1 protein-coding gene is annotated in these 406 nt (G+C 46.8%); it reads right to left on the reverse strand.

Annotation, left to right across the window (positions count from 1 at the left end; translation table 11 throughout):
- Nucleotides 1-24: 24 nt before the first annotated feature.
- A partial coding sequence (locus C6366_RS19915; RefSeq protein ID WP_199221628.1) for a hypothetical protein occupies nt 25-406 on the reverse strand: 382 nt, incomplete at its 5' end.

Here is a 406-nt window from a genome sequence, read left to right on the forward strand (position 1 = left end):
CCTTTAACAGTAACCAACTGAGCATCATGCCCCATGCCCCATTCCCAACTCAGAAATTGTAACAATTGTAGGCTCAACCACATTACCGGTTGAATTGGCACCTCCGGCATCAGTAACCGGTGCAATTTGAATCATTTGGCGGAAGTGACCCACTGAACCAATTAAACCAACAATACCATCACCTACATTGTATTCGCTCGTGAGTTTTTTGGGGTTGGCATCGTCAATAAGAATGGCACCAGTGGCATCCTGAATATAGATTTGGTTGCGGTTGGCAACTTTCAGAGTAACAATGGCCTCACCTGTGAGTTTATAAAGGCGACCATCCTGAATGCCTGCACGCAATTCAGCAATACTTGCCACCTCAGTTGGGAAAGTATAGGTCACAGTGCGCACGGCGCTGTCA

The organism is Desulfonatronum sp. SC1 (assembly GCF_003046795.1).
In the GTDB taxonomy this organism is placed as follows: domain Bacteria; phylum Desulfobacterota; class Desulfovibrionia; order Desulfovibrionales; family Desulfonatronaceae; genus Desulfonatronum.